We start from the raw sequence: 21353 nt of genomic DNA on the forward strand, positions 1-21353 counted from the left end.
TCGCATTGAATCGGCGCCCGCCGCGTCTCTACGTTGCCTTGCCGCACATAGTCGATGCTGACCTCAATGGGAGCCGAGATCGTATCTGGGCTCGGGCGCTGTATGAAACCTGCGCTGCTGACGCGCACACTGGTCGCACCGAACGGGGCGGCAGCCGACTCGACTGCATCATGGCAGGCGCGAACGACTTCATCTGGGACGCCCGGCAGCGCTGCGATTGGACTGACCGTCAATGAATTGTTGCTGTCGTTGGAAGGCTGTAGGGTGGGCGGGAGGCCGAGCGACCGTCCGCGGTCTGCGGACGGGACGGTACTGGCCGTAGTTGGCGCCTCTACGGTCGTTGTAGTGGCGCTGGTCTCGCCGTCGTCCACCGGGGAACTACTGCTGGGGCTGGGGCTGGGCTCGCCGCTAAGCCCTTCGTGCGGACCGCTATTGCGGCCTTCGCTGCGATGGCTGCCAGCGCCGTGGCTTCCGCCACCATTGTCACCATGATGGCCGCCAGCGCCTTGCCCTCGGCCGTTCTGGCCGCCGGCTGCAGTACTTGCGCAGGCTACCGCGATCGAGCAAGCGACTACGAGAAATGCCCAGCTGGATCCACGGGATTGACGCACGACGACCTCCATAGGTGTGCCGGTCTGACCGTCTTTCCGCGGCATGCAGTCAGAACGGCGCAACCGCCGCTGCCCCCAAAGGCGAACTCGCGAGTAAGGCGCCCACGCAAGCAATTAGGGGAGGAGTCCGGCGGAGCAAGGCCCCCGGCCCTTCCTATTGCCGAGCAACCCAGCTACCGATTCGCGCAATGTTCAGCCGGCTGATTGGAGGAGTTAGCTATGCCAACATTCCGGAGGGACCATCGAAAAGGTGACCCCTCACGCCTTCCCATAAGGACGCCGCGACGTTAGGTTCGGCGACCGCCACAAGCACCCCCTTACTCAAGGAAAACCATGTACGCAGGCAGAAAATTCGCGGCCTTCCTCTTCGATATGGACGGCACGCTCATCAATTCCATCGCCTCCGCGGAGCGAGTGTGGAGCGATTGGGCACGCCGCCAAGGCCTCGACGTCGCCGCCTTCCTGCCGACGATCCATGGCGTGCGGGCAATCGAGACCATCACCGGCCTGGCACTCCCAGGCGTCGACCCGGCGCGCGAGGCTGAATTGCTGCTGAAGGCCGAGGCGGCCGATCTGGACGGCATTCTCCAGATCGCCGGCGCCGTGGCGTTTCTCAACGCGCTGCCGCCCGAGCGTTGGGCGATCGTGACCTCCGCGCCACGTGAACTGGCGCTGTTGCGCATGAAGGCTGCCGGCATCCCTGTCCCGGCCGTTCTCGTCGCGGCGGAAGATGTTTCCCACGGCAAGCCGGCGCCCGATTGCTTCCGGCTTGGCGCGGAACGGCTCGGCTTCGATGCGCGCGACTGCCTCGTGTTCGAAGATGCTCCGGCTGGCATCATCGCAGCCGAGGCGGCGGGCGCGGCGGTCATGGTCATCAACGCCACGCATACGCATCCGTTGCCAACACAGCATGCCGCGATCGCGGGCTACGACGGCGTCGGCATCACCGTTGACGAGCGTGGCTGGATCGCGCTCGAGCCGCAGCGCAGCGACGCCTAAAGATGTAGCGCAACGCCGTCCAAAGGTGTGTTGAGATTCAGGTCAGGCTTGCAGGTCAGCATCACCTGAATATCAACATATCCTTAGAAGTCGCTGGTCAGGCCCTTTACCTCCCAGTCGCCATAGCGACCGGGCTCCTTCCCGCTGCGGCCGCCGATTTCCTTCGGCACTGCGGCTTCCTTCTCCAGATACTTCACGCGTCTCGCTTCGGCTTCCGCGAGCGCACGTCTGGCTGCTGGCGTCAGCGTCTTTGGCTCGACGTCACGGCCAAGGTCGGCATCGATTTTACTGGTTTCGTCGTTCATGCGATATTTCCAGCGGATTGAAACAGGAACTGGCGTTTCCCATCATATAGCGATGAACTCACGACGATCGACCCCCTTTCGCTATCGCCTCGACAGGAGCAGACGATGAACACAATTCGCACCGCCATGCTTCTTGCCGCAATGACGGCACTGTTCATGGGTGTCGGCTTTTTAATCGGCGGATCGGGCGGCATGATGATCGCGCTGCTGATCGCCGCCGGCACCAATCTGTTCAGCTATTGGAACGCGGACAAAATGGTGCTGTCGATGAACCGCGCCGTCGAGGTCGACGAAAGGACCGCGCCCGAATATTATGCTATCGTCCAGTCGCTGGCCAAACAGGCTGGCCTGCCGATGCCGAAGACCTACCTGATCGACAATCCGCAGCCGAACGCCTTCGCCACCGGCCGCAATCCGCAAAACGCGGCGGTCGCCGCCTCCACCGGTCTGTTGCAAGCTTTGACGCATGAAGAAGTCGCAGCTGTCATGGCGCACGAACTCGCCCATGTGCAGCACCGCGACACGCTGACCATGACGATCGTCGCCACCTTTGCCGGCGCCATCTCGATGCTCGGCAACTTCGCCTTCTTCCTTGGCGGCAACCGCGACAACAACAGCCCGTTCGGCTTTGTCGGCGTGCTGGCGGCGATGATCGTGGCGCCCTTTGCCGCGATGATCGTGCAGATGGCTGTCAGCCGGACCCGCGAATACGCGGCCGACCGGCGCGGCGCTGAAATCTGTGGACACCCGCTCTGGCTGGCATCCGCCCTTGACAAGATCGCTCGCGGCGCCGAACGCATCCGCAACCCCGATGCCGAGCGCAATCCGGCAACCGCGCATCTCTTCATCATCAATCCTCTTTCCGGCGAGCGTATGGACAGTCTGTTTTCCACACACCCGAACACAGAAAACCGCATCGCTGCTCTGCAGGCGATGGCGCAGCAGATGCAAGGCGGCGAAACCCGGGCCGCCCCGCGCCAGGCCCCGACGCCACGGCAGGCGGACGAACAGCGGCCATCCGGCCCCTGGGACCAGGCAGCACAACCCGAGCAGCCGGCGGAACCAGCCAAGCCGAAATCCAACCCGTGAGGCCGCAACCCGACCGGGCCCAAGGGCCGGTGGTCGTGAGCGTGGCGGACAGAGGACCTCGACGCACGGTTTCAGGCGATCAGGAACACAAAGACGGCGGCGACTTCGTTGCCGGCCTCGCCGCCCGCAAGACGGCGGCGCGCCTGCTTGCCGCCGTCATCGATGCCAGGACACCGCTTGACGGGCTGACCGATCATGAGAACGGCCACCCGCAATACAAGGCGCTAGACCTGCGCGACCGTGGCCTGGTCCGTGCCATTCTGGTCACCGCATTGCGCTATCGCATGACCATATCGGGGCTGCTGGCGCGGCGCCTGGAAAAGCCGCTGCCGCCCAACGCTACCGCGCTGTCGCACATATTGCATGTGGCAGCCGCACAGATCCTGTTCCTCGATATTCCCGACAGCGCAGCGGTCGACCTCGCTGTGACCCATGCCAAGTCCGATCCGCGCACGGTGCGATTCTCCGGCCTCGTCAACGGTGTGCTGCGCACGTTGGCGCGCGCCAAGGAAACGGAACTGCCTGCCGCCCTTGCCGCCACCGACGAAGCGCCCAAATGGTTTTCCGACCGGCTGAAGTCGACTTACGGCAATGAGAAGGCCAGACGGATCCTGGCAGCCCACCGCGTCGAGGCGCCGGTCGACTTTTCGGTCAAGGCCGATCCCGAACTGTGGGCCGAAAAGCTCGGCGGCATCGTCCTGCCGACCAGCACGATCCGGGTCGAGAATCTCGTCGGGCCCGTCACCGAACTGCCCGGCTTTGCCGATGGCGCCTGGTGGGTCCAGGACGCCGCGGCCAGTCTGCCTGCCCGGTTGTTCGGCGATGTCAGGGGACTTCGCGTCGCCGATCTCTGCGCGGCCCCCGGCGGCAAGACCGCGCAGCTCATTCTCGCCGGCGCCAAGGTCACCGCCGTCGACACCTCGAAAAACCGGCTGGTGCGGCTGACGCAAAACCTCGACCGTCTCGGTCTGTCCGCCGAGATCGTCCAGGCCGATTTGCTCAAATACGAGCCTAAGGAATTGTTCGACGCCGTTCTCCTCGACGCACCCTGCTCGTCGACAGGCACGGTGCGGCGGCATCCCGATGTGCCATGGACCAAGACGGTGGCCGATGTCGAAAAACTCGCCGACCTGCAACGCAGGCTGCTCGGCCGCGCCGTCACGCTGGTGAAACCCGGCGGTCGGATCGTCTTTTCCAACTGTTCGCTCGACCCGCTCGAAGGCGAGGACCTCTATCGCGCCTTTCTGGCCGGCACGGCTGACATAGCCAATGATCCGCTGCAGCAAGGCGAGATCGCCGGCATCGATCCGTTCCTGACGCCACAAGGCACACTGCGCACCACGCCCGCCGATCTGGATCTTGGTTCGCCCGGGGTTTCCGGTCTCGATGGCTTCTTCGCGGCTCGCATCCGCCGAGCCGGCTAATGCATGTCGCCCAAAAGTGTGCAGCGGTTTTGGGACAACGACATGCATAAAACAGAATACCAAAGCGCGTTGCATTCGACCGGTCGGGCGCGACGCGCTTTGATTTAACTGCCCGGATTTACCGGCTTTTTTGGCGACTATCGGGGTCAATACCGGGTGAGCCGGCATCGTCCGATGGAATTCGCCTTCGCACGAGTCCAGCAATCATGTAAACTCGGTGCTGGGGTAGAGGACGATCAGGAGGGGTTTTGGCAGTTGCTGCCAGCAGCACGACGCGCCTGTGGACGCTTGTCGCGAAGGAGTTTTGGCGCAAAACGCGCCGGCGCCTGCGTGCCGGGCCGGTCTACCGCTGGCGCTATTTTGGCCGCACGCCGGAACGTGTGCTGATCGCACCGCCGGACCTGCGCCTCGCCGACCCGCAGATCGCACTCGAGATCTACTACGGCCGCTATCCCCTGTCGGGGCATCTGGTCGAGACCGGCGGCAAGTCGCCTTTCCAGATCAACGTGCCCAATCATGGCTGGCAGAAAACGCTGCACGGTTTTCGCTGGCTGCGCCACATGCGCGCCGCCGCCACGGATCTTGCCGCCGCCAACGCCCGCGCCCTGGTTTCCGACTGGATCGTCATGCATGGCAGCCATATTTCCGGCGTCGCCTGGGAGTCCGGCACGACGGCCAAGCGCATTATCGCCTGGCTGCAGCACTCGTCCGTCGTGTTGCAGGGGGCCGAGTTCCCCTTCTACCGCGCCTTTCTGAAATCGCTCGCCGTCCAGATCCGCTACCTCAGGTCGATGGCGCGCGAAATGCCGGACGGCAAGGACAGGCTGCGCGCCCGCATCGCGCTCGCCTTCGCCGCTTTGTCCCTGCCGGCGCCAGCCTCGGCGCTGCGTGGCGCGACCCGCAACCTTGCCGCGGAACTCGACCGCCAGATCCTTGCCGACGGCGGACACATTTCGCGCAATCCGATGGTCGTCCTGGAAATCCTCGCCGACCTTCTGCCGCTGCGGCAGACCTATGCCAATCAGGCGGAGACGCCGCCGCAGGCGCTGATCGGCGCCATCGACCGCATGCTGCCGGCGCTGCGCTTCTTCCGCCATCAGGACGGCAGCCTCGCCCGCTTCAACGGCATGGGCGCCACCATCCACGACCGCATCGCCACCATCCTGCGCCATGACGACACCGCCGGCGCGCCGCTGCTGCATGCGCCGCATTCCGGCTATGAGCGCCTGTCGATGGGCGGCGTGACGGTCATAGCCGACACCGGCCTGCCGCCGCCGATCGACGTGTCCAACGCCGCGCACGCCAGCTGCCTCGCCTTCGAGCTGTCGTCCGGCCGCCAGCACTACATCGTCAATGCCGGCATCGACACCTATGGCGCGGCTGAATTCCGGCCGCTGGCGCGAGCCACCGCCGCGCACTCGACCGCCACCATCAACGACACCTCGTCGGCACGCTTCAGCCATTCGCTGCGCGTCAACGACCTGCTCGGTTCGCCGCTGATCGGCGGCCCGCAGCATGTGCAGTGCAAGCGCACCGACCAGAAGGGCATTCAGGGGTTCATCGCCCGCCATGATGGCTATGTCCCCCGCTTCGGCTTCCTGCATGAGCGCGAACTGAAGCTCTCCTCGGACGGCAATGTGCTGGCCGGCAGGGACCGCTTCCAGCGGCCCGGCAATGCGGCGATCCGCAACAACGGCCGCGACTTCGTCACCGTCCGCTTTCACGTCCACCCCGACATCAACTTGCTGCAGGACGAGCATGATCGCCTGGTGATGACCGCCGACCAGGCCGACACGTGGGTGTTTACGGCAGCCGAAGTGGTGCCGGAGGTCGAGGAGTCGATCTATTTCGCCGGTCTTGGCGGCCCCCGCCGCACCCGCCAGATCGTGCTTGCCTTCAAGGCCTCGGAAGTCGCCGAAATCCACTGGCAGCTGACGCGCACCGGCATCGCCGGTTATCCGGAAAACAGCTGAGCCTGCCTGACCGCCGGTTTGATTTCCGGGCGGCATGTGCTACGGGCGCGGCATCCATCACACCAGTCGTGAAAGGCCGCCACCCCATGGCCGTCGCCGCCAAGAACATTCCCGCGCCTGACCTCGTTCCGGTGCGTCGCGCCCTGCTCTCCGTTTTCGACAAGACCGGGCTCATCGATTTCGCCAAAACGCTGGCAGCGGCCGGCGTCGAGTTGGTCTCGACCGGCGGCACGGCAAAGGCGATCGCCGAAGCGGGCCTGGCGGTGCGCGACGTCTCTGAGCTCACCGGTTTTCCCGAGATCATGGATGGCCGCGTCAAGACCTTGCATCCCAGCGTGCATGGCGCGCTGCTTGGCGTGCGCGACGATCCGGAGCATTCCGCGGCAATGCGCAAATACGGCATCGAGCCGATCGATCTCGTCGTCTCCAATCTCTATCCGTTCGAGGAGGTCCGCCGCTCCGGCGCCGATTACGCATCGATCGTCGAGAACATCGACATCGGCGGACCGGCAATGATCCGCGCCTCGGCAAAGAACCATGCCTATGTCGCCATTGTCACCGATCCCGGCGACTACGCCTCGGTGCTGAACGCGCTGGAGATGAACATCGGCTCGCTGTCGCTGGATTTCCGCAAGAAGCTGGCTGCCAAGGCCTTTGCCCGCACCGCCACCTATGACGCGGCGATCTCCGGCTGGTTCGCGGAAGCGCTCGAGATCGAACACCCGACATGGCGCGCCTTCGGCGGCAAGCTGGTCGAGGTGATGCGCTACGGCGAGAACCCGCATCAGAGCGCCGGCTTCTACGTCAATGGCGACAAGCGGCCGGGCGTCGCCACGGCGCGCCAGCTTCAGGGCAAGCAGCTTTCCTACAACAACATCAACGACACCGACGCCGCCTTCGAACTGGTCGGCGAATTCGATCCAAACCACTCAGCCGCCGTCGCCATCATCAAGCACGCCAACCCGTGCGGCGTCGCCGAAGGCGCTTCGCTGAAGGCGGCCTACGTCAAGGCGCTGGCCTGCGATCCGGTTTCGGCCTTCGGCGGCATCGTCGCTATGAATCGCATCCTCGACGCCGAGGCCGCCGGAAAAATCGTCAAGACCTTCACCGAGGTGATCATCGCGCCCGGCGCGACCGACGAGGCAGCAGCAATCGTCGCGGCAAAGAAAAACCTGCGTCTGCTGGTGACCGGTGGCCTGCCGGACCCGCGCACATCAGGCACGACGGTCAAATCCGTCGCCGGCGGCCTGCTCGTCCAGTCCCGCGACAACGCCGTCGTCGACGACCTTGAGCTGAAAGTGGTGACCAAGCGCGCGCCGACATCGGCCGAAATGGCCGACCTGAAATTCGCCTTCCGCATCGCCAAGCACGTCAAGTCCAACGCCATCGTCTATGTCAAGGACGGTGCCACTGTCGGCATCGGCGCCGGCCAGATGAGCCGGGTCGATTCTTCACGCATCGCCGCGCGCAAGGCGCTCGACGCCGCTGAGGCAGCGGGCCTTGCCGAACCGCTGACCAAGGGCTCGGTCGTCGCTTCCGACGCCTTCTTCCCCTTCGCCGATGGGCTGCTGGCCGCGATCGCCGCCGGCGCCACCGCCGTCATCCAGCCGGGCGGCTCGATGAACGACAAGGACGTCATCGCTGCCGCCGACGAACACGGCATCGCCATGGTGTTTACTGGCGTGAGGCATTTCCGGCATTGAGCGTTCTTCCTTTTCCCTTTGCGGAAAAGGAAGAAGCGCTGTTGCTATTCGCTTGGCCGGTCCGCCGGATAGGGCGTGTTGACCAGGATCGCCATGCCGAGCCCAAGGAACAGCACGATGACCGCCATGCCGAGGCGCGCCGAGCCACTGGCCAGGGTGACGGACGCGACCATGAACGGCGCCAGGAAACTGGTTGCCCTGCCGGCCAGCGCGTAAATGCCGAAATAACGGCCGGATTCGGCGGCTGTGACGCTGCGCGCCATATAGGACCGTGACGACGCCTGCACCGGCCCGAAAGCCACGCCGATCAACAGGCCGAAGAAGATGTAGGCCTTTTCCGCCGCCGTACCGAACAGGCCGCCGCTGTCTGGTCCGGGCATCATCCAGAGGCCGAACAAAGTGTAGCCCGGTCCGGTCGAGACGATGCCGATCGTGGCGATGCTGAGCAGGATCAGTGAGATCATCACGATGGTTTTGGAGCCAAGCGCCGTGTCGAGACGGGCTGCAGCCAGGCAGCCGAAGATGGCGACGACGTTGAGAATGATGCCGAAAATGCCGATCTCGGTGATCGACCAATGGAACATTGCAGCCGCAAATGTACCACCCAGCGCCAGCAGCGCATTGACGCCGTCCTGATAGATCATGCGGGCGACGAGGAAGCGAAAGATACCGCTGCGCTTGCGCACCTCACCCAGTGTTACTTTCAGCTCCGCCAACCCCTCTCGCACCGCCGGCCCGATCGGGATGCCCTTGATGGCGTCCGGCGTGAAGAAGAACATCGGCAGGATGAAGAGGAAATACCAGCCGGCCGACAGCGGCCCGGTGGCCCGGGCGTCCTCGCCGAGCTTCGGGTCGAGGCCGAACAGCGGGTCGATGCCGATGATCGTCTTGCCCGTTTCCGGCGAACCGGCCATGCAGGCGACCACGAAGATCAGCGCGATCATCCCGCCGAGATAACCAAGACCCCAGGCCATGTTGGAAATCCGGCCGATCTCGCTCTTCGGCACCAGGCGCGGCATCATCGAATCGTTGAACACGGTCGAAAATTCGGCCGCGACCGACGCCAGCGAGAACAAGAACACGACAAGGAAAAGGTTCGAACCGGGGGCCGCGAACCAAAGCAGGCAAAGGCTGGTGACCTTGACCGCGGCGAAGAACGCGATCCACGGCTTGCGTGGGCCGGTCTGATCGGCGATCGAGCCGAGGACCGGCGACAGCACGGCGATGACCAGGCCTGCCGCGGCGATGCCGTAACCCCAGGCCGCCTGGCCGGATTCCGGATCGCTCGCCATGCGCGAGACGAAGTAAGGCCCGAAGATAAAGGTGGTGACGACCGTGAAGAACGGCTGCGCCGCCCAGTCGAACAGCATCCATCCCCAGATGCCGCGCCCAGACGCACGCTGCAGTGCTATTTCGGTCATGTCCCCTCCGATCGCCTTCGTAACGCTAGCGGTTGGCCCATGTCTGCATGTTTTGCAGTGCGCATGCAAACGACCACGATTGGCGCAGCTTATCAGCCGGCTGAACGGGCAGCGCCAACCGCGCCAAACGAATCTCGCTCACATCCCCGTCAGATCACTCATCAGCCCGGAAGCGACCGATAGCCGCGACACGGTGATGTCGCCGCCCTCGGTGAGCGCCTGCAGCCGGTCGCGGATGCGCGCCACTCGTTCGCCACCGGCTTCCAGCCAGGTCGCTACCGGATCGGCCGTCTTGGCGTGGCCGGTGAGCGCCGCCACAGCGATGCCGCGCCGTGCGGCGCCGATCATGTCGGTGGCGCGCGAAAGCGCCAGCTGGTCGTAATAGTCCGATGGCGTGATCGAGCGTGCAGCATCCTCGACACGCGGGATACGGAAGGCATCGCTGACCGCGAAGAACGCCCTGGCCGCCACGACGATGTCGGCGCCGGCCGTACGCGCCGTCAGCGCGATGTCGGGGATCAGTTCCGCCACCTCGCTCAGCGCCAGCTGCCCGGCCAGCCGTTCCGGCGCACCGCTCTTGAACAGCCCGTGGCGCTTCTCCTCGATCCGCTCGCGCGAGAAAGCCGGCAGCAGCGAAACGAGCTTGGGCTCCAGCGCCTTGCGGGCTTCCAGCAGCTCAGTGATGCGCTGGCCAAGCGGTGCCGTGCCGGTGTCGTTCTTCAGATACCACCCGCTCGTCACATAGATCAGCCGGCTGACCATCTGATAGAGATCGAGCTGCACCTGGCCGTCGATCTGATTGTCGAGCGCGTCGATCTCGCGATAGAGCGCCGGCAAGGCAAAACCATCGCGCACTACCGCGAAGGTCCGCACCACGTCGGCGGCGGTGCGCCCCGTGGCTTCCTGCAGCCGGTTGACGAAGGACGGGCCGCCGCGATTGACCAGATCGTTGGCGACGACCCGCGTGATGATCTCGCGGCGCAGCCGATGGCCGTGGATCTCGGCGGCGTATTTCTTCGCCATCCGGTCCGGGAAATAGCCCATCAGGTCGCGGTCGAAATGCGCATCGTCCGGCACGTCGCTGGCGACGATGTCGGAAAACAGCACGATCTTGGCATAGGCGAGCAAGACGCCGAGCTCGGCCCTGGTCAGCGGTTCGCCGCGCGCTTCGCGATCGGCAAGCGCTGCCGGCGACGGTAGTGTCTCGACGGCGCGGTCGAGCAGGCCCCGCGCCTCCAGCGCCGTCATGAAACGGCTCTGATGCGCGATGTCGGCGAGGCCGCGCTTGCGGGCGATCGAAAGCGCCAGCGTCTGCTGGTAGTTGTTGGACAGGACGAGCGAGCCGACCTCGTCGGTCATCTCGGCCAGCAGCTTGTTACGTGCCGGGCGCGTCAACGATCCCTTGCGCATGGCGGACGCCAGCGCGATCTTGATGTTGACCTCGACGTCGGAGCAGTTGACGCCGCCGGAATTGTCGATGGCGTCGGAATTGCAGCGGCCGCCATTCATGCCGAACTCGATGCGCGCGCGCTGCGTGACGCCGAGATTGGCGCCCTCGCCGATCACCTTGGCGCGCACCTCCAGCGCGGTGATGCGGATGGCATCATTGGCGCGGTCGCCGACCTCGGCATTGGTCTCGTTCGAAGCCCGCAAATATGTGCCGATGCCGCCGAACCACAGAAGATCGACCGGCGCCTTCAGGATGGCGGTCATGATCTCGACCGGCGTGGCGGTCGTCTTGCCGAGGCCGATCGCTGCTGCCGCTGCCGCCGGCAAGGTGATCGACTTCTGGTTGCGCGAGACGATGATGCCGCCTTCCGACAGTTTGGTCTTGTCGTAGTCCTGCCAGCTCGAGCGGGGGAGAGCGAACATGCGCTCGCGCTCGGACATCGACGCGGCCATGTCCGGATCGGGATCAATGAAGATGTCGCGATGGTCGAAGGCGGCGATCAGCCGGGTCTTCGGCGACAAAAGCATGCCGTTGCCGAACACGTCGCCCGACATGTCGCCGACACCGACGACGGTGAAGGGCGAGGTCTGGATGTCGCGGTTGATCTCGCGGAAATGCCGCTTGACCGCTTCCCAGGCGCCCTTGGCGGTGATGCCCATCTTCTTGTGATCGTAGCCGGCCGAGCCGCCGCTGGCGAAGGCGTCGTCGAGCCAGAAGCCGTGCTTCTCCGAGATCGCATTGGCGGTGTCGGAGAAGGTCGCCGTGCCCTTGTCGGCGGCGACGACGAAATACGGATCGTCCGGGTCGCGGCGCACGACGCCGGCCGGCGGGATGACACCGTCGAGGCCGATATTGTCGGTGATCGACAGCAGGCTGGAGACGAAGTTCTTGTAGGCCGATGTGCCGGCCTCGAAGATCGCATCGCGGCCGGCGCTCATCGGCAGCTTCTTGGGATAGAAGCCGCCCTTGGCGCCGACCGGCACGATGACGGCGTTCTTGACCTGCTGCGCCTTGACCAGGCCGAGCACCTCGGTGCGATAGTCCTGGGCGCGGTCCGACCAGCGCAGGCCGCCGCGCGCCACCGGACCGAAGCGCAGGTGCAGCCCCTCGACCTCGGAACCGTAGACGAAGATCTCCCGCCACGGCCGCGGCGCCGGCAATCCTTCCACCGCATGCGAATCGAGCTTGATCGCCAGCGACTGGCCTTTCTCTTTCGTATCGGCAACGAAATGATTGGTGCGCAGCGAGGCTTCGATCAGATTGAGATAACGCCGGATGATGGTGTCGTCGTCGATATTCGGCACATCTTCCAGCGCGTCCTTGATCTTGGCCTTGAGGTGCTTTGCCGCCACCACGCCTTCTGTCTCGGCCGTTGGGCCAAGCCGGGCGATGAACAGCGCATGCAGGCCGCGCGCGATGTCGGGATAGCGGTTGAGCGCAGCGGCGATGAAATCCTGGCTTTGCGGAATGCCGACCTGCTGCAGATAGCGGCCATAGGCGCGCAGGATGGTGATCTCGCCTGACCACAGGCCGGCGGTCTGGGCAAGGCCGTTATAGCCGTCATTGTCGACGTCGCCGCGCCAGACGGAAAGGAACGCGTCCTCGAACACCGCGCCGCCATCGGCAAGGTCGATCGGCTTGCCGTAGCTGTTCTCCAGCTCCATGTCGTGGATGAAGACCAGGCCGGGCTGATCACTACTGATCATGCCGGACTGATCATTACTGATCATGCCGGACTGATCATTACTGATCATGCCGGACTGGTCGTCGCCGACCTCGAAAGTGCGCTCGCTGATGACGCGGAAGCCGATGTTTTCCAGCACAGGCACCCGCCGCGACAACGCCACCGGGCTGCCGTGGTGATAGATCTTCAGCGAAGCCTGGTGCGGCTTCTGCTCGGCATGACGATAATAGTCGATGGCGATCGGATTATCGGCGCTGATTTTGGCAATGCGCCGAGCATCGGCCAGCGCCACCGCCGCGCTGAACGAATCGCGGTAGCTTTCCGGCAGCCGCGCCGCAATCGCCTTCAACGCCTGGTCGCCGCCACTGGCCTCCGCCGCATCGGAAAGGGCATCTTCCCACGTGCGCACGATGTCCCGGATCGCCGCCTCGATCGTCGCCTGCTCGACCTTCGGCGTCTTGCCGCCGGATCGGCCGATGATGAAATGCACTCGCGCCAGCCCGCCTTCGGGGAAGGCCGGGTAATAGGCCGACAGCCGGCCTTCGAACATGGTTTTCAGATAGAGGCCGATCTTCTCGCGTACCACGCTGTCGTAACGGTCGCGCGGCACGAAGACGAGGATCGAGACGAAACGGTCGAACTGGTCGGCGCGCACCAACGCCCGCACCCGCGGCCGCTCGACCAGGCCGAGAATGGCGGCGGCGTGCTTCCTCAGGATCGGCACCGGCACCTGGAACAACTCGTCGCGCGGATAGCTCTCCAAAACGTTGATCAGCGCCTTGCCGGAGTGATCGTGGCGGTCGAAGCCGGACTTGGCGATGATGGTTTCGGCCTTTGAGCGGAGATAAGGGATCTTCATCACCGAGCGCGTGTAGGCGGTCGAGGTGAACAGGCCAACGATACGCAATTCGCCCGCAAGCGTGCCCTTTGCGGTGTAGGTCTTGACACCGATGTAATCGAGATAGATTCGGCGATGCACGGAAGACTTGGCATTGGCCTTGGTGACGATCAGTGGCTCCGGCCCATGCAGGAAAGCGCGGATTTCCGGCGTTGTCGTCACCGCTTCGGTGCCGCGCCTGAGAACCAGCACATCGGGATCGGCGAGGATGCCGAGGCCGGGCTTGTCGGCGCGTTCCAGATTGCCGCTTTCCTCGCCGCCGGTGTATTTGAATTCGCGCATGCCGAGGAAGGTGAAATTGTCGTCGCGCAGCCACTCGAGGAAGGCGATCGCCTCGGCGACGCTCTTCTTGTCGAGCGGCACGGCCGTATAGCGGAACTCGGAAATCGCCTGATCGAGGCGGGCCAGCATCGGTCTCCAGTCGTTGACTGCGGCATGAACCTGGCCGAGCATCTTGCGCAGCCGCTCGGTCAGTCCGCTCGCCTGCTCCGCGGTCAGCCGCGGGATATGGACATGGATGACGCTCAGCCGGTGGTGATTGCCGTCATCCCTAGCGAAATTGCCGTCGCCGAGGATTTCGTCGACACCGCTCTTGCCGTGACGCACCACGATGACAGGGTGGGTGACAAGAGTCGGTTCGCCTGATGTCTCGGTGACCTCGCCGAGGATGGAATCGAACAGGAAGGGCATGTTGTCGTTGACGACCGTGATGACCGTCATCGGGCGGCCGTCTCGCATGACGCCGGAATCGGCATCGACGGCGACAACGCACTCGCCTTTTTTATGAGCGGCAACAGCCCGGCCGGCGAGATCGGCGGCGCGTTCGAGGTCGGCTACCTCATAAGTGGCGATGTCTTCAGCCGGCGCGCGGGCGAGCAGATAATCGGCGAGCCTGGCTGGCCTTTCCTCCGCTTTTGTCGCTGCCGTGGCTCTTTTCTTCGGCTTGCTCGCGGATTTCACGCTGGCCATCACGCACTTCCCTCCCGTCAATGCTTTTACGACTATGGTAGCAGATGACCGCTGTTTGGCGACAAAGGTTTGACGGCTTGCAAAGAAATATCGGAATTCGGCAACAAGACGTCATCCAACGAGGAGAAATGACCCATGACCGGCAAAATCACCGCGCTTGACCTTGGCCTGAGAGATCAGAGCGAGGCGACAAAAGCCTATTTCGCCAAATGCGAGGAGAAGCTCGGCCTCGTCCCCAACGTGCTGCGCGCCTATGCCTTCGACGACAAAAAGCTGCGTGCCTTCACCGACATGTACAACGATTTGATGCTCGGAGAATCCGGCCTGTCGAAGCTGGAGCGCGAGATGATCGCGGTCGCCGTCTCTTCGATCAACCATTGCTACTATTGCCTGACCGCGCATGGCGCGGCGGTACGCCAGCTGTCCGGCGACCCTGCGCTCGGCGAAATGATGGTGATGAATTTCCGCGCCGCCGATCTTTCGCCCAAGCAGACCACGATGCTCGAATTCGCCGTCAAGTTGACCGAGGAGCCGGCGAAGATCGTCGAGGCCGATCGGGCAGCACTTCGCAAGGCCGGCTTCACCGATCGCGACATCTGGGACATCGCCACGACCACTGCCTTCTTCAACATGTCGAACCGGGTGGCCGCGGCGATCGATATGCGGCCAAACGACGAATATCATGCCATGGCGCGGTGAGGTTGGTGGCGGCAACCCGACTAGGCCTTATATTGGCTGTTTCGCATTCTCGTTGCTTGTTTGCCGGTTTGGTCCGATGATCGGCAGGCGGCATGACCGCATGCCGGTTCGATGCCGCTCACCAAGGGAGGAGAACATGGCGAAGTATCTCTACGTCTATCATGGCTCGGGCAAGATGCCGACCGACGAGGCCGAGCGGAAAGCCGCAATGGACGCCTGGAACGGCTGGTACGGCAAGCTCGGCTCGGCCGTGGTCGACGGCGGCAATCCGGTCGGCATGTCGAAGATGGTGCTGCCCGGCGGCAAGGTCGAGAACAATGGCGGCAGCAATCCGACCGCCGGCTACACCATCGTCGAAGCGAAAGACATCGACGATGCCGTAGCCAAGGCCAAGGATTGCCCGATCCTGATGGACCCGGCCTTCAGCGTCGAGATCGCGCCGATCATCGAGATGATGTGACGGGTTACGACCGCGCCGCGATCGCTGCAGCCGCGCCGGCCATCGTAGTGGCACTGATGCGGTTGGCGATCTTCATGGCGCGCTTGCTCCTGAGGAGCTTGCGCGCCTGTGACGCGGCGAGCACCCAGGCCAGATCGATGGCGACCAGCACCACGGCCATGGTCGCCGTCAGCTCGACCCAGCCGACGACGCTGACCGAAGCGAGGTCGATGATGGTCGGCAGCAGCGCCAGGTAGAACATCATGATCTTGGGATTGCCGAGCGTCACCGCCATCCGGCGAAGAACAGCTTTGCCGGGGAATCCTCGCGCGGCATCTCGCTCTCTTTCGCGTCGACAGGTGCGGTCCACATCTTCCAGGCAAGGTAGGCGAGATAGGCGACGCCGACCCATTTCACGACGACAAAGGCAAAATGGAAGGTTTGCGCCACCACAGCCAGCCCGAACACCGCCAGCGACAGCCAGATGCCCTCGCCGATCCACATGGCGAGCAGGAACGGGAACACGTCGCGAAAACCTTTCGAGATGACGCGCGCGACAAGTGCCGCGATCGATGGGCCGGGCGAGCCGGCGGCAACGAACAAAGCGGCGGCGAAGATCAGGAGCGATGTGAGGTGCATGGGCCAGGATCTCTGTTTGAAAACCGTCGATGTCAGACATTAGCGCAAGTAACTTTGCTGCGGTAGCGCCGACAAGAACAGGCTTGCCCGTCCGGCATCTCGCGGCTAGAAGTGCCGCCGCGAAACAATTTTGAGCTTCACTTTGCCTACGTAACCGCCGGTCTCGTCAACTCCCCCGACACACTGCATGACGCCGCATTCGCGGTGTCTGTTTTCATGTTCACGTGTTCTTCTGGGCGGCGGTTCGAGACCGGTTTGGCACTGCTGAACCGCGTCGCGCGGCTTTTGCCCGTGACACCTGATTTCCAAAAACCGCAGCCTACCGCCACGCCGTGCCCGCATGGGCATCTCGACATCGCCGGCCTGATGAACTTCCCGACGGGAAGGGCTTATCGGCATGTCTGGATTTCTGCGTATCCATTGGGCGATCGCGCCCCAAACCCCACCTCGACCGCTCATCAACTGCAATCGCTGCGGCACCGTCAAGGCCTATTGCAGCAGTGGAAAATTCCGCGTCAACGCCAATGGCAAACGCATCGATGTCTGGCTGATCTATCGCTGCATCGACTGCGACAATTCCTGGAATTTCGGCATTTTCGAGCGCTGCAACCGCCGCGATATCGAACCGGCGCTGCTGCAGGCACTCGAAAGCAACGATCCGGCGCTGGCCCGGCGCCATGCCTTCGATGTCGTCGCACTGCGAAACCGGATCGGGCGTGTCGAGGAGTTTCCCGATGTCGCCGTTCACAAGTGCAGGCTTGGCGGCATAAGGGAGACCGCAACCGCGCTGGAACTCCAGCTTAGGCTCGAAATGTCGACATCCCTGCGACTCGACCGGTTGCTTGCCAGCGAACTCGGCATCTCGCGATCACGGCTTCAGGCGCTGGACGAGCGGCGACTGCTGATCGTCGTTGCCGACAGTGCCAACGCCTTGCGCAAGCCGATCCGCCAGGGAATGACGATCCGCATAGATCTGGCCGGTGAGGTCGACCAGGACGACATTATCTCGGCTGCCGGTGGTGAATGAAAAGAGTGCGGAGCAATTGGTTTGCTTCGCCCTCTCAGCTGTTGGAAATAGAGAAGATTACGCGGCGCCGACCGCCTTGGCCGACTTTTCGAAGCGCTTGCGCTCGTTCGGGTCGAGATAAAGCTTGCGCAGCCGGATGGTCTTCGGCGTGACTTCGACCAGCTCGTCGTCCTGGATCCAGGCCAGTGCGCGTTCCAGAGTCATGCGGATCGGCGGCGTCAGCTTCACCGCCTCATCCTTGCCGGCAGCGCGGATGTTGGTCAGCTTCTTGCCCTTGAGCACATTCACTTCGAGATCGTTGTCGCGGCTGTGGATGCCGATGATCATGCCCTGATAGACCTTGACGCCGGGGTCGATGACCATCGGGCCGCGGTCTTCCAGGTTCCACATGGCGTAGGCCACCGCCTCGCCTTGCTCGTTGGAGATCAGAACGCCGTTGGTACGGCCCGGCAGCTCGCCCTTGTAAGGCTCGTAGGCATGGAACAGCCGGTTCATCACGGCGGTGCCGCGCGTATCGGTCAACAGTTCCGACTGGTAGCCGATCAGGCCGCGCGTCGGCGCGTGGAAGACGATGCGCTGGCGGTTGCCGCCGGATGGGCGCAGCTCCACCATCTCCGCTTTGCGCTCCGACATCTTCTGCACGACGATGCCGGCATGCTCCTCGTCGACGTCGATAACGACTTCCTCGATGGGTTCCTGCAACTCGCCGTTCTCGCCCTTCTGCATGACGACGCGCGGACGCGACACGGCGATCTCAAAACCTTCGCGGCGCATCGTCTCGATCAGCACGGCCAGCTGCAATTCGCCGCGGCCGGAGACGAAGAACGAATCCTTGTCGGGCGATTCCTCGATCTTCAGCGCGACATTGCCCTCGGCCTCGCGCAGCAGGCGGTCGCGGATGACGCGGCTGGTCACCTTGTCGCCTTCCGTGCCGGCCAGCGGACTGTCGTTGACGAGGAAGGACATGGTCACGGTCGGCGGATCGATCGGCTGCGCATGCAGCGGCTCGCTCACCGCCGGATCGCAGAACGTGTCGGCGACGGTGCCTTTCGAGAGACCGGCAATGGCGACGATGTCGCCCGCCTGGGCTTCATCGATCGGCTGGCGCTCGAGGCCGCGGAAGGCGAGGATCTTGGAGATACGGCCGGTTTCGACCAGAGTACCGTCATGGTGCAGCACCTTGACCGGCTGGTTGGACTTCAGCGTACCCGATTCGATACGGCCGGTGATGATGCGGCCGAGGAACGGATTGGCTTCCAGGATGGTGCCGATCATGCGGAACGGGCCGGGATGCACGGTCGGCGCCGGCACATGCTTGATGACGAGGTCGAACAGCGGCGCCAACTGCTGGTCCTTCGGCCCTTCCGGGTTCTCCGAAACCCAGCCATCACGGCCCGAACCGTACAGAATCGGGAAGTCGAGCTGCTCATCGGTGGCGTCGAGGGCGGCGAACAGGTCGAACACCTCGTTGACCACTTCGACATGGCGGGCGTCCGGACGGTCGATCTTGTTGATGACCACGATCGGCTTCAGGCCGACCTTGAGCGCCTTGCCTACGACGAATTTGGTCTGCGGCATCGGCCCTTCGGCGGCGTCGACCAGCACGATGGCCGAATCCACCATCGACAGGATGCGTTCAACCTCGCCGCCGAAATCGGCGTGGCCGGGGGTATCGACGATATTGATGCGGGTATCCTTCCAGTCGACCGAGGTCGCCTTGGCCAGGATGGTGATGCCGCGTTCCTTTTCGAGGTCGTTGGAATCCATGGCGCGTTCTGCGACCCGCTGGTTGTCGCGGAAGGAGCCGGATTGCTTCAAAAGCTGATCGACAAGGGTGGTCTTTCCATGGTCGACGTGCGCGATGATCGCGATATTACGGATTTTCATGTTCTGGGTCTCGGGAGCGTTGCAGGCAGCAGGCCAAAAGGCGCTGCCTCTTTCGGTTGGGCGGCTCATACAGGGTTTTTCGCAATTGCGAAAGAGGAGGCGCGATACCAAATACTCATCAAATCTTAAGCATCTGCGTGTGAGATGATTTTGTTAACCAAGGCGGGAACCTTTCAGGGCCCGGGCAGTTCGAACGTCATGACCGATAAACTCAACCGATTTTGGCCGCTTATCGCGTCCGCTGCCTTTGCAATCCTGCTGGCGGCCAATGCCGCGCAGTCCGCCGCGACGCTGCGCGAAGCGCGCCCCGTTGCGCAGTCCGGCATCCAGACAGCCGAGCAGGTCTTCGCCGACGCACCCGACGGCGTCGACCCGATGGTGACCGGCCCGGTCAGCGCCTCTTTCAAGCAAAGACAGGACAGCGCCAACTGCGACAGCGCCGTCTGGCCGAACATTCCAATGGTCTGCTACCCGGACTAAGGCGGCGCTTTACCCCCGCCCGTCTCGCCAGCTTCGCTTTGCGAAGCCGGCGAAAAGTGCGTTTACGCCGACCGCACCGGGTCGAGCGTCACCTTGTAGAGTTCATTGTCGTCGCGATCCATCAGCCGCACGGTCATCTGCTCGCTGGCGCCTGAAATATCGACCAGCCCGAAGAATTGCAGGCCCGCCGATGGCGGCAGGTTCTGACCCTGTTCGGCAGTCGGCGCCTTGATGAACTTCAGTTCCGGCCCGAAGGTCATGTCGAAATCGTTGGGGCCGAACGTGCCGGCATGGATCGGGCCCGACACGAATTCCCAGAACGGATTGAAATCCTGGAACTGAGCCTTGTCCGGGTTGTAGTGGTGAGCGGCCGTGTAATGCACGTCGGCGGTTAGCCAGACGGTGTTGCTGATGCCGGCATTCTTGATGAAGCGCAGCAGGTCGGCGATCTCAAGTTCGCGTCCCTTTGGCAAGCCATTATCGCCATTGCTGACTGCCTCGGCGCCAACTTTCTTGGCGCCGTCGTCCCAGACGACCAGGCCGAGCGGCATGTCGGCAGCGATGATTTTCCAGGTCGCCTTCGAATTTGCCAGTTCGCGCTTCAGCCATTTCGTCTGCTGTTCGCCGAGAATGCGCGATTGCGGCGTCATCTCATCCTGCATGTCCGGACCATTGGGGCCGCGATAGGACCGCATGTCGAGGAAGAACACGTCGAGCAGCGGCCCGTAGGCGATCTTGCGATAGACGCGGCCGGGCTCGGACGGTTCGTAGCGGATCGTCGTCATTTCATGGAAGGCGCGCGCCGCACGGGCCGCCAGCACGTGGATGGATTTCTCCGTGTAGCGATTGTCGGCGCTGAGATCCTTCGAATCCGACCAATTGTTGAGCACTTCGTGGTCGTCCCACTGGTAGAAGGTCGGGCAGATGGCACTCAGGCCGAGCACGTTCCTGTCCATCATGTTGTATTTCCACTGGTCCCGGTACTCGTCCAATGTCTCGGCGACCTTGCGCTTGCCGTCGATCAGCACGACGTTCTTCCACTTGCCGCCGCCGGGCAGGTCGACCTCGTCCTTCATGGCGCCGTCGGCGTAGATGGTGTCGCCTGAATGCAGGAAGAAGTCGGGCGTATGCTTGCCGATCGTGGCGTAGGTCTTCATGCCGGTCTCGTCGATGCCCCAGCCCTGGCCGGCGGTGTCGCCCGACCAGGCAAATCGGATGTCGCGCTTCGAGGCCGGCGCCGTCCTGAAGCGGCCGATGATCGGCTCGGAAACGGCGTTGATGTCGGCGAGATCGGCTGATGTCATGCGGTAGAAGATGTCCTGATCGGAAGCGAGGTCGGTAAGCAGCCGCTTGACGGTGTAGTCGCTGGCCGGCGACGTATCGAGCGGCGCCAGGCGCGTCGCATTGGCGAAATTCTCCGTCGACGACACTTCGAACATGACGCGCGACGGGCGGTCGGTGCGCGTCCACACCATGCCGCTAGTGGCGTCGACATCGCCCGACTGGACGCCATGGGTGAAGGCTGGCCGCTGATTGGCGCGCGAATAGTATGGCAGCGCCAAGCTCGAGACCCCGGCCAGGCCAACGGCGCTGGCGGACGTGACGAAGGCGCGGCGGGTCATCGAGAGCTTGTTCATGGCTGTCTCCTGGGTGGCT

At 63.6% G+C, this 21353-nt stretch carries 14 protein-coding genes and 1 pseudogene; 9 read left to right on the plus strand and 6 right to left on the minus strand.

Going from position 1 to position 21353, the window contains the following annotated elements:
- Positions 1–944 precede the first annotated feature (944 nt).
- Positions 945–1610, plus strand: a complete 666-nt coding sequence (locus tag NKI73_RS21595) for an HAD-IA family hydrolase (protein ID WP_352632913.1) — start codon at positions 945–947, stop codon at positions 1608–1610.
- A gap of 83 nt (positions 1611–1693) precedes the next feature.
- Here NKI73_RS21595 and NKI73_RS21600 read toward each other — a convergent pair whose 3' ends face one another.
- On the minus strand, positions 1694–1915 hold the full coding sequence (locus tag NKI73_RS21600; protein WP_352632914.1) for a DUF1674 domain-containing protein: 222 nt from the start codon (positions 1913–1915) through the stop codon (positions 1694–1696).
- Positions 1916–2020: 105 nt separating this feature from the next.
- Between NKI73_RS21600 and htpX the strand changes: the two genes are divergently transcribed.
- From htpX to purH, 4 genes are all read left to right on the plus strand, one after another.
- The gene (htpX, locus tag NKI73_RS21605; RefSeq protein WP_352632915.1) at positions 2021–3004 is read left to right on the plus strand and encodes a zinc metalloprotease HtpX; all 984 of its coding nucleotides are present in this window, start codon (positions 2021–2023) and stop codon (positions 3002–3004) included.
- Between the two features lie 35 nt (positions 3005–3039).
- Complete coding sequence (locus NKI73_RS21610; protein ID WP_352632916.1) at positions 3040–4428, plus strand: RsmB/NOP family class I SAM-dependent RNA methyltransferase; 1389 nt, start codon at positions 3040–3042, stop codon at positions 4426–4428.
- A gap of 248 nt (positions 4429–4676) precedes the next feature.
- Positions 4677–6401, plus strand: a complete 1725-nt coding sequence (locus NKI73_RS21615; protein ID WP_352632917.1) for a heparinase II/III family protein — start codon at positions 4677–4679, stop codon at positions 6399–6401.
- Between the two features lie 86 nt (positions 6402–6487).
- On the plus strand, positions 6488–8104 hold the full coding sequence (purH, locus tag NKI73_RS21620; protein ID WP_352632918.1) for a bifunctional phosphoribosylaminoimidazolecarboxamide formyltransferase/IMP cyclohydrolase: 1617 nt from the start codon (positions 6488–6490) through the stop codon (positions 8102–8104).
- 44 nt (positions 8105–8148) lie between these two features.
- Here purH and NKI73_RS21625 read toward each other — a convergent pair whose 3' ends face one another.
- Positions 8149–9525 carry an MFS transporter gene (locus NKI73_RS21625; RefSeq protein ID WP_352632919.1) on the minus strand — a complete coding sequence of 459 codons (1377 nt, stop codon included), beginning with the start codon at positions 9523–9525 and terminating at the stop codon, positions 8149–8151.
- Positions 9526–9663: 138 nt separating this feature from the next.
- Positions 9664–14526, minus strand: a complete 4863-nt coding sequence (locus tag NKI73_RS21630) for an NAD-glutamate dehydrogenase (RefSeq protein WP_352632920.1) — start codon at positions 14524–14526, stop codon at positions 9664–9666.
- A 135-nt stretch (positions 14527–14661) separates the two neighbouring features.
- On the opposite strand from NKI73_RS21630, the gene NKI73_RS21635 reads away from it, so the two are divergent.
- Together NKI73_RS21635 and NKI73_RS21640 are read left to right on the plus strand one after the other, a co-directional pair.
- Positions 14662–15225 (plus strand): peroxidase-related enzyme, encoded by a 564-nt coding sequence (locus tag NKI73_RS21635; RefSeq protein ID WP_352632921.1) that lies wholly within the window; start codon positions 14662–14664, stop codon positions 15223–15225.
- A 136-nt stretch (positions 15226–15361) separates the two neighbouring features.
- Positions 15362–15685, plus strand: coding sequence for a YciI family protein (locus NKI73_RS21640; protein ID WP_352632922.1), 324 nt, complete (start codon positions 15362–15364; stop codon positions 15683–15685).
- Positions 15686–15689: 4 nt separating this feature from the next.
- On the opposite strand, the pseudogene NKI73_RS21645 reads toward NKI73_RS21640, so the two are convergent.
- Positions 15690–16303, minus strand: a pseudogene (locus tag NKI73_RS21645) (LysE family translocator).
- A 397-nt stretch (positions 16304–16700) separates the two neighbouring features.
- Between NKI73_RS21645 and NKI73_RS21650 the strand changes: the two are divergent.
- Positions 16701–17330, plus strand: coding sequence for a DUF1062 domain-containing protein (locus tag NKI73_RS21650; RefSeq protein ID WP_352632923.1), 630 nt, complete (start codon positions 16701–16703; stop codon positions 17328–17330).
- Between the two features lie 57 nt (positions 17331–17387).
- On the opposite strand, the gene typA is transcribed toward NKI73_RS21650, so the two are convergent.
- Positions 17388–19217 (minus strand): translational GTPase TypA, encoded by a 1830-nt coding sequence (gene typA, locus NKI73_RS21655; RefSeq protein WP_352632924.1) that lies wholly within the window; start codon positions 19215–19217, stop codon positions 17388–17390.
- A 198-nt stretch (positions 19218–19415) separates the two neighbouring features.
- Between typA and NKI73_RS21660 the strand changes: the two genes are divergently transcribed.
- Positions 19416–19697: a hypothetical protein gene (locus NKI73_RS21660; RefSeq protein ID WP_352632925.1), complete on the plus strand. Its 282-nt coding sequence runs from the start codon at positions 19416–19418 to the stop codon at positions 19695–19697.
- 62 nt (positions 19698–19759) lie between these two features.
- Here NKI73_RS21660 and NKI73_RS21665 read toward each other — a convergent pair whose 3' ends face one another.
- Positions 19760–21334: an alkaline phosphatase D family protein gene (locus NKI73_RS21665; protein WP_352632926.1), complete on the minus strand. Its 1575-nt coding sequence runs from the start codon at positions 21332–21334 to the stop codon at positions 19760–19762.
- Positions 21335–21353: the final 19 nt, after the last annotated feature.

This window comes from Mesorhizobium sp. M0496, from assembly GCF_040321205.1.
In the GTDB taxonomy this organism is placed as follows: Bacteria; Pseudomonadota; Alphaproteobacteria; order Rhizobiales; family Rhizobiaceae; genus Mesorhizobium.

Bases quoted from the DNA above. Each gene is read 5' to 3' on its own strand.
- NKI73_RS21595 (WP_352632913.1), top strand. From the start codon at position 945: ATGTACGCAGGCAGAAAATTCGCGGCCTTCCTCTTCGATATGGACGGC.
- NKI73_RS21600 (WP_352632914.1), bottom strand. From the start codon at position 1,915: ATGAACGACGAAACCAGTAAAATCGATGCCGACCTTGGCCGTGACGTC.
- htpX (WP_352632915.1), top strand. From the start codon at position 2,021: ATGAACACAATTCGCACCGCCATGCTTCTTGCCGCAATGACGGCACTG.
- purH (WP_352632918.1), top strand. From the start codon at position 6,488: ATGGCCGTCGCCGCCAAGAACATTCCCGCGCCTGACCTCGTTCCGGTG.
- NKI73_RS21625 (WP_352632919.1), bottom strand. From the start codon at position 9,525: ATGACCGAAATAGCACTGCAGCGTGCGTCTGGGCGCGGCATCTGGGGA.
- NKI73_RS21630 (WP_352632920.1), bottom strand. From the start codon at position 14,526: ATGGCCAGCGTGAAATCCGCGAGCAAGCCGAAGAAAAGAGCCACGGCA.
- NKI73_RS21635 (WP_352632921.1), top strand. From the start codon at position 14,662: ATGACCGGCAAAATCACCGCGCTTGACCTTGGCCTGAGAGATCAGAGC.
- NKI73_RS21640 (WP_352632922.1), top strand. From the start codon at position 15,362: ATGGCGAAGTATCTCTACGTCTATCATGGCTCGGGCAAGATGCCGACC.
- NKI73_RS21650 (WP_352632923.1), top strand. From the start codon at position 16,701: ATGTCTGGATTTCTGCGTATCCATTGGGCGATCGCGCCCCAAACCCCA.
- typA (WP_352632924.1), bottom strand. From the start codon at position 19,217: ATGAAAATCCGTAATATCGCGATCATCGCGCACGTCGACCATGGAAAG.
- NKI73_RS21660 (WP_352632925.1), top strand. From the start codon at position 19,416: ATGACCGATAAACTCAACCGATTTTGGCCGCTTATCGCGTCCGCTGCC.
- NKI73_RS21665 (WP_352632926.1), bottom strand. From the start codon at position 21,334: ATGAACAAGCTCTCGATGACCCGCCGCGCCTTCGTCACGTCCGCCAGC.